Origin of the sequence: Dietzia sp. B19 (assembly GCF_014145155.1) — a bacterium.
GTDB lineage: Bacteria > Actinomycetota > Actinomycetes > Mycobacteriales > Mycobacteriaceae > Dietzia > Dietzia natronolimnaea.
Map to the genome: position 1 here is coordinate 1 of NZ_JAALED010000523.1, position 1,210 is coordinate 1,210.

Sequence of the window (1,210 nt, forward strand, 5' to 3'; positions counted from 1 at the left end):
CGGGCGTTCCTGGTGGGGTGCAGCTCGATGATCGCCGCCGCCGCCGATCCGGTGACCAGCCCGACGCCCAGACCCTGCACCACCCGCGCGGCGATCAGCCAGGCCACCGAGGGCGCCGCCGCGAGCCCGGCCATGCTCAGCACCAGCAGCACCAGGCCGGTGATCACCACCGGCCGGCGGCCGATCGCGTCCGACAGTCGTCCCAACAGAAGTAGCGGGACCAGGACGGCCAGCGCGTACACCGCGTAGACGACCGTGATCATGGCGCCGCTGGTCCCCCAGGCCTCCTGGTAGTCCACGTACAGGGGGGATGGCGTCGCGCTCGACATCAGCGCCGCCGTCACGACGAGTGCCATCAGGACGAACGGTGTCCACGAGCGGGAAGTGCTGTCCACGGGCGGTCCTGGGGTCGGTCCACCACGGCCCGACACCCGTCGGGCGGGGAGGGGGACGCGGGAGGGAGAGGAGTGGAGCCTAGGGGATTCGAACCCCTGACATCTGCCTTGCAAAGGCAGCGCTCTACCAACTGAGCTAAGGCCCCGTGCCACAAAGCGTGAACGCCGGACCGCGGCTAGCGATCCGGCGTCTGCCATGCGGGGGTGGGCCTAGGAGGACTTGAACCTCCGACCTCCAAATTATCAGTTTGGCGCTCTAACCACCTGAGCTATAGGCCCTCGTACCGAAGCGTTAATCTACCCGACGCGCGCGCCGCCACCCAAATCGGGAGTCCCGCGGCGACGACGGGACCCCCGAACCGGCACCTCAGTTCCGGCGATCGCTCAGCGTCACCTGCACGCCGCCACCGGTCAGCCCGGCGGCGAGGTTGTAGATGAACACCGCGAGGGTCGTCAGGATGGCCAGCAGCAGGACATTGAGCAGTCCCACGCCGCCGCTGTAGAGGAAGATCGTCGACGGCCCGATCGCGGCCGCCGACTCGTCACCCGCGACCCCGGAGAGCAACCCTCCGAGCCGGTCCCACACCCCCATGCCGGAGAGCAGGAGGTAGGTGGCACCGATCGCGACCATCCACACCAGGTACAGGGCGAACATCAGCCCGAGCACGGTGGTGAACGCCGACCACGGGTCGATGCGTCGCAGGACGAGCACCGACTCCATCGGCCCCCGCCGCTCCGTCGGCGGAACCATGGGGGCCGCGCGACCGGCCGCGCCACCCGAGTGCGCGGTCGCGACACCGCCGGGCAGTCCCTCG

Annotated in this window: 2 protein-coding genes and 2 tRNA genes; all 4 read right to left on the bottom strand. The window is 69.8% G+C overall.

Going from position 1 to position 1,210, the window contains the following annotated elements; translation table 11 throughout:
• A partial coding sequence (locus G6020_RS14200) for an MFS transporter (protein ID WP_182611056.1) occupies positions 1–395 on the bottom strand: 395 nt, incomplete at its 3' end.
• Between the two features lie 73 nt (positions 396–468).
• Positions 469–541, bottom strand: a tRNA-Ala gene (locus tag G6020_RS14205).
• 59 nt (positions 542–600) lie between these two features.
• Positions 601–674 (bottom strand) — tRNA-Ile (locus tag G6020_RS14210).
• A gap of 88 nt (positions 675–762) precedes the next feature.
• A partial coding sequence (locus G6020_RS14215; RefSeq protein ID WP_182611057.1) for a DUF3566 domain-containing protein occupies positions 763–1,210 on the bottom strand: 448 nt, incomplete at its 5' end.